The sequence below is a fragment of the Pantoea sp. ME81 genome (assembly GCF_903970985.1).
GTDB lineage: Bacteria > Pseudomonadota > Gammaproteobacteria > Enterobacterales > Enterobacteriaceae > Pantoea > Pantoea communis.
The window spans coordinates 1-5,921 of sequence record NZ_CAJCKS010000237.1 but is presented as its reverse complement, the minus strand read 5'-3'; the positions used below and the strand labels follow the sequence as shown (position 1 = coordinate 5,921).

The window sequence follows — 5,921 nt, the reverse complement described above, 5'->3', positions numbered from 1 at the left end:
GATGTACGAGAGTGTCGGTTCAATATTGATTTTTCTTTCTACAAGAAGAGGGGGGTACGCGGGTTTTCTAATTGGACCGGAATTACGGCTTTGCCCCTTCCGATCCGGCCAGGCTTCCGGCGCGGGCGCGCTGCTGCGCAGGGTACGGTCGCCCGCCATAAAATCACGGCTCTGCTGGCTCAGCCCTTTCTCCATGCGATCGCTGATCGAGCCCAGCGCCAGCACGCAGGCCACCGCCAGCGTCAGTGCCAGCCAGACAATCAGCAGCGACGGCGAGCGCCATTCACGCCAGAACCAGCGCCAAATCATGTCTCCTCCCACAGCTTGCCATCGCGCAGACGCAGCCGACGATCGCAGCGCGCCGCCAGTTGCTCATCGTGCGTCACCAGAATCAGCGTGGTGGCGAAATCGCGGTTGAGGGAGAAAAGTAAGTCGGCGATGCGATCGCCGGTTTTGCGGTCCAGGTTGCCGGTCGGTTCATCGGCGAACAGCAAACCGGGACGGCCGCTAAACGCGCGTGCCAGCGCCACACGCTGTTGTTCCCCGCCGGAAAGCTGCGCGGGCAGATGATGCAGACGATCTTTCAGGCCAAGTTGCGTTAAGAGATCCACCGCCTGGGCGCGGCTATCGCGATCGCTGTCACCGCGCAGCAAGGCAGGCAGCTGCACGTTCTCCAGCGCATTGAGCGTTGGCACCAGCATAAAGGACTGGAACACAAAGCCGACTTCCCGCGCGCGCAACGCGGCACGTTGCTCTTCGTTCATATGATGCAGCGGCTGGCCGAGCAGATTGACCTCGCCGCTGCTGCCATCGTCCAGCCCGGCCAGAATGCCCAGTAATGTGGATTTGCCGGAACCCGATTCGCCAATCAGCGCAATGGTCTCAGCTGGTTTGACAACCAGCTCAACTCCGGTAAGGATGGTCAGCTGATGCTCTCCCTGACCGACGGACTTAGTAAGATGATGAACTGCAACAATGTTTTCCGCTGGCATTATCCCTTCCTGTTGTTATTGCTTCTGCTGGTGTCCCGCATCGCCGCCGCCGATACCTTGCTGGTACTGGGCGACAGCCTGAGCGCCGGGTATCGCATGTCCGCCACTGCGGCATGGCCCAGCCTGCTCAATAAAACCTGGCAACAGCAGCCCCAGATTATTAACGCCAGCATAAGCGGAGATACCGCCGGACAAGGGCTGGCGCGTTTGCCTGGCCTATTAAAACAGCATCAACCCCGTTGGGTGTTAATCGAATTGGGCGGTAACGATGGCTTGCGCGGCTTCCCGCCTGCCAATATCGCGCAGGATCTGAGTAAAGTGATCGACGAAGTCAAAGCCGCTAAAGCGCAGCCGCTGCTGATGCAAATTCGTTTACCCGCTAATTATGGACGTCGTTATACCGAAGCGTTTAGCGCGATTTATCCGCAGCTGGCACAGCAGTACAACATTCCTCTGGTGCCCTTCTTTATGGAGCAGGTCTATCTGAAGCCGGAATGGATGCAGCAGGACGGTATTCACCCCAATCCGGATGCGCAGCCGTTTATCGCCAATCTGATGGCCAACGAACTGGCTCCGCTAGTAAAGCAGAATTAAAGCAGGCGTGTGATTTTTAACAGGTAAAGAAATGCAAACCCGGGCAACGTCAGCACCAATACCCATCATGCGCATCAGCAGACCTGGCGGTGCGCAACATCACACATTTAACCTAAATCAAATCATTATTTACTAATTCTTTGCACTCTTAACTTTTCGTGGTCACACCCTTAACGCAATGATATAAAAGGGCACAATTCAAGCCGTCTACTGACAGCTGGCCACCACAGTTAAGAATGATTAAATGAATGCGAGTTATTTTAAAAGTGTGCACGCGCTTAGGGGATTTGCTGCCCTCAGCGTGATGTTTTTCCACTTCCGATGGAATATCAATGCAACGTCTCCAGGGTTGGGAGACGCATTATTTGGTTGGGGGGCCAACGGTGTTGACCTGTTTTTTCTGATTAGCGGCTTTGTGATTGTTTTAACCTTAAAAACGACACCCGCCACGTTTTCAGGAACGGTGCATTTTTTGAAGCGCCGCCTCTTCCGTATATTACCGGCGTACTACATTATTCTGATCATTACCTTTCTGCTCTCTGGCGCCATGAGCACCTTCCATTATGCGGATAAAACCCAGAACCTTATAAGCGCGCTCACCTTTCAGCCGATATATCCTGAGCACGGTCCCTTTTATGTGGATGACAGTGGCATGTATGGCATTCGCTGGACCCTGAATTATGAACTCTACTTTTATCTTGCGGTGGGATTGCTTCTGGGATTACCACGTCGGGCTTTCGCTATCGCAATTTGGTTCGTCTTAACACTGTTCGCCATCCCCTGGCTTGCCGGGAAAGACTTAAGCCTCGCAGAACAAGGTTATGATCTCGGCAGTGCAAAGCTAAACCTTGTCACCAATCCGATGATTTTATTGTTCCTGGTCGGCATGCTCATTGGGCTAAGTGAACCGCTGCTGCGTAAACTCAACGCTAACCTGATGCTGATCATGTTTACTGCTTCGGTAGTCATGATGGCTGCGCTTTTTAGCCATGGGCTGTTTGTCGGGCATGGCTTAACCGGTTCAGGATGGATTTATGCACTTGTTCTCTTATTCGCCATTGCTTCAGAAGAGAAAATTGGGAAGTTTATCCCACGCGCATGGCTGATGTTAGGTGATATCTCATTTTCACTTTACCTCGTACACACCTTGATGAATCAAGGGCTAGGTAAACGTTTGAATGGTCTGGGGATTGAAGATGGGCCTTGGCGATTTTGTGTCTCGGTCGTCCTCTCATTACTTTTGGCATGGCTGGCATGGAAGTACATTGAAAGGCCATTCAACGCACTCAGCAAACCACGCGCTTAAGCATCCGGGTTGGCCATAACTAAAGGTTGACGCCAGTAGTACAAATCACTGAATCTGTTATCAATCTCAAACAGCCTTACAGTGATTATGCAAAAAAATATCCTCATCACCGGCTGCTCCAGCGGTATTGGCTTAGCGGCCGCCAACGATTTGCAGTCTCGCGGTTATCGCGTGATTGCCGCCTGCCGTCGCGCGGATGATGTGGCGCGCATGGAGGCGCTGGGCTTTATTGGCGTGCTGCTCGATCTTGATGATGAAGCCAGCGTGGATGCCGCAGCCGACCATATTCTGGAATTGTGCGAGCATCGCTTGCATGGCCTGTTCAACAACGGCGGCTTTGGTCAATATGGCCCGTTGAGCAGCGTCTCGCGCGCGCAGCTGGAAAAGCAGTTCTCCACCAACCTGTTTGGTACGCACCAACTGACGATGCGCCTGCTGCCTGCCCTGCAAGCCAGCGGCAATGGGCGTATTATCAATACCAGCTCGGTGCTAGGGCTGATCTCCACGCCCGGGCGCGGTGCCTATGCCGCCAGCAAATGGGCGCTGGAAGCCTGGAGCGATGCGCTGCGCATGGAAGTGCGCGCTTCCGGCGTGCGCGTAAGCTTGATCGAACCAGGGCCGATTGCCACGCGTTTCACCGATAATGTGCATCAGGGCGAGCAGGACAAACCGGTGCGCAATCCCGGCATTGCCGCACGCTTCACCCTGCCGCCGGAAGCCATTTTGCCCAAGCTGCGTCACGCGCTGGAAAGCAAACATCCGCGCCTGCGCTATCCGGTGACGCTGGTCGCATGGGTAATGAGCCTGCTGAAACGCCTGTTACCGGGCTGGATGCTGGATCGCATCTTGCGCAGCAACTGATCGACAAGCTAGATTTGAACTTGAAGCGGGGCAGCTTGCCCCCATATTCTCAACACACTTTCTGCAAAGAGACGTATTCATGTCACACGCTTTGATTATCGACATCAACGAATCCAACCTGCACCAGACGCTGGAACAATCCACGCAGATGCCGGTGCTGTTCTATTTCTGGTCCGATCGCAGCCAACACTGTCAGGAGCTGACGCCGGTGCTGGAGCGTCTGGCACAGGAGTATGCGGGTCAGTTCATTTTGGCCAAACTGGATTGTGATAAAGAGCAGATGGTGGCATCGCAGTTTGGTCTGCGCTCGATTCCAACCGTGTACCTGTTCCAGAACGGGCAGCCGGTGGATGGCTTCCAGGGCCCGCAGCCGGAAGAGGCGATCCGCGCGCTGCTGCAAAAAGTGCTGCCGCGTGAAGAAGAGATCAAAACCCATCAAGCGATGCAGCTGATGGAAGAAGGCAAACCGCTGGATGCGCTGCCGTTGCTGAAAGATGCCTGGGCGCTGAGCAACCAGAACAGTGAAATTGGTTTCCTGTTGGCAGAAGTGTTGATGACTTTGAACCGCAGCGATGAAGCCGAAGCCGTGCTGGCAGTGGTGCCCTTACAGGATCAGGATACCCGCTATCAGAGCCTGGTTTCGCAAATCGAACTGCTGAAACAAGCTGCGGATACTCCAGAGATCCAGCAATTGCAGGAACAGTTGGCCAGTGAGCCCGCGAATGCGGAGCTGGCTGCTAAACTTGCTTTACAGCTGCACCAGGTGGGCCGTAACGAAGAAGCACTGGATCTGCTGTTCAGCTTCCTGAAGAGCGATCTCAGTGCCGGAGAAGGTCAGGTACGTAAGATGTTCCAGGAGATTTTGGCCGCGCTCGGCACAGGCGATGCACTCGCCACGCGCTATCGCCGCCAGCTGTACTCGCTGCTGTACTGATCGGTACCGCGCGTGCAACGGGCCGAACGATTCGGCCCGACAATCTGACAACCAGGAGGTTATATGTTGACTGTCATTCCCGTCATTATCGTGCTCGCACTCGTTACGGTGTGGGCCGGTGTAAAAATTGTGCCACAAGGCTATCAGTGGACGGTGGAACGTTTTGGTCGTTACACCAAAACCCTGCCCCCCGGCCTGAGTTTGATCGTGCCGTTCATGGATCGTATTGGTCGCAAGATCAATATGATGGAACAAGTCCTCGATATCCCCTCGCAAGAAATCATCTCCAAAGATAACGCCAACGTCACCATTGATGCCGTGTGTTTTATTCAGGTGGTTGATCCTGCGCGCGCGGCCTATGAAGTCAGCAATCTTGAGCTGTCGATCCTCAATCTGACCATGACCAACATCCGTACGGTACTGGGTAGCATGGAATTGGATGAGATGCTGTCGCAGCGCGATAACATCAATACCCGTTTGCTGCACATCGTCGATGAAGCCACCAATCCGTGGGGCGTGAAGATCACCCGCATCGAAATTCGTGACGTGCGTCCACCGCAGGAATTAATCGCGGCAATGAATGCGCAGATGAAAGCCGAACGTACCAAGCGTGCTGACATCCTTACCGCAGAAGGCGTGCGCCAGGCGGCGATACTGCGTGCTGAAGGTGACAAGCAGTCGCAGATTCTGAAAGCCGAAGGTGAACGTACCTCCGCCTTCCTGCAGGCCGAAGCGCGTGAACGTCAGGCGCAGGCGGAAGCCAACGCCACGCGTGCCGTATCGGAAGCGATTGCCGCAGGCGATATTCAGGCGGTGAACTACTTTGTGGCACAGAAATATACCGATGCGTTGCAGAAGATCGGTGAATCTCATAACAGCAAAGTCGTGATGATGCCGCTGGATGCCAGCAGTTTGTTGGGTTCTATTGCCGGGATCGGCGAATTGCTGAAGGAGAGCCGTCAGGAGCGTAAACCGTGATCCTGATTGAGCTGATTGCCCATCCGCACTGGTTCTGGCTGACGCTGGGCGGCCTGCTGCTGGCGGCTGAAATGCTCGGCACCAGCGGTTATCTGCTGTGGAGTGGATTAGCGGCGGTGCTGGTCGGCCTGATTGAATGGCTTTTCCCGTTCTCGTGGACGCATCAGGGCATTTTGTTCGCGGTGCTGACGTTGCTGTGTGTCTACTTCTGGTATCGCTGGATGCGCTACCGCCGGGGTGGCGGACGGGAGAGGAC

Annotated in this window: 8 protein-coding genes; 6 read left to right on the top strand and 2 right to left on the bottom strand. The window is 54.7% G+C overall.

All coding sequences use genetic code 11. From position 1 onward, the window contains the following. The coding region (locus tag H7A81_RS25055; RefSeq protein ID WP_255479043.1) for a hypothetical protein at positions 1–309 on the bottom strand (309 nt) is incomplete at its 3' end. Beyond that, complete coding sequence (gene ybbA / locus H7A81_RS25050) at positions 306–992, bottom strand: putative ABC transporter ATP-binding protein YbbA (protein WP_160867904.1); 687 nt, start codon at positions 990–992, stop codon at positions 306–308. The genes ybbA and H7A81_RS25055, both read right to left, overlap by 4 nt. Between ybbA and tesA the strand changes: the two genes are divergently transcribed. The 6 genes from tesA to H7A81_RS25020 all read left to right on the top strand — a co-directional run. Next, positions 960–1,586 carry a multifunctional acyl-CoA thioesterase I/protease I/lysophospholipase L1 gene (tesA, locus tag H7A81_RS25045; protein WP_224934094.1) on the top strand — a complete coding sequence of 209 codons (627 nt, stop codon included), beginning with the start codon at positions 960–962 and terminating at the stop codon, positions 1,584–1,586. The two genes, ybbA and tesA, sit on opposite strands and share 33 nt — an antisense overlap. Positions 1,587–1,830: 244 nt before the next feature. Next, on the top strand, positions 1,831–2,892 hold the full coding sequence (locus H7A81_RS25040; protein WP_182059068.1) for an acyltransferase: 1,062 nt from the start codon (positions 1,831–1,833) through the stop codon (positions 2,890–2,892). 87 nt (positions 2,893–2,979) lie between these two features. Beyond that, entirely contained in the window at positions 2,980–3,753 is a 774-nt protein-coding gene (locus H7A81_RS25035) for an SDR family oxidoreductase (protein WP_160832660.1), read from the top strand. A gap of 79 nt (positions 3,754–3,832) precedes the next feature. Beyond that, on the top strand, positions 3,833–4,687 hold the full coding sequence (locus H7A81_RS25030; protein WP_182059067.1) for a co-chaperone YbbN: 855 nt from the start codon (positions 3,833–3,835) through the stop codon (positions 4,685–4,687). A 63-nt stretch (positions 4,688–4,750) separates the two neighbouring features. Then, positions 4,751–5,665, top strand: a complete 915-nt coding sequence (locus H7A81_RS25025; RefSeq protein WP_034828210.1) for an SPFH domain-containing protein — start codon at positions 4,751–4,753, stop codon at positions 5,663–5,665. Then, a partial coding sequence (locus H7A81_RS25020) for an NfeD family protein (RefSeq protein WP_370529994.1) occupies positions 5,665–5,921 on the top strand: 257 nt, incomplete at its 3' end. The genes H7A81_RS25025 and H7A81_RS25020, both read left to right, overlap by 1 nt.

Coding starts and splice junctions, on each gene's coding strand:
- ybbA (WP_160867904.1), bottom strand. CDS start 992: ATGCCAGCGGAAAACATTGTTGCAGTTCATCATCTTACTAAGTCCGTC.
- H7A81_RS25030 (WP_182059067.1), top strand. CDS start 3,833: ATGTCACACGCTTTGATTATCGACATCAACGAATCCAACCTGCACCAG.
- H7A81_RS25040 (WP_182059068.1), top strand. CDS start 1,831: ATGAATGCGAGTTATTTTAAAAGTGTGCACGCGCTTAGGGGATTTGCT.
- tesA (WP_224934094.1), top strand. CDS start 960: ATGATGAACTGCAACAATGTTTTCCGCTGGCATTATCCCTTCCTGTTG.
- H7A81_RS25035 (WP_160832660.1), top strand. CDS start 2,980: ATGCAAAAAAATATCCTCATCACCGGCTGCTCCAGCGGTATTGGCTTA.
- H7A81_RS25025 (WP_034828210.1), top strand. CDS start 4,751: ATGTTGACTGTCATTCCCGTCATTATCGTGCTCGCACTCGTTACGGTG.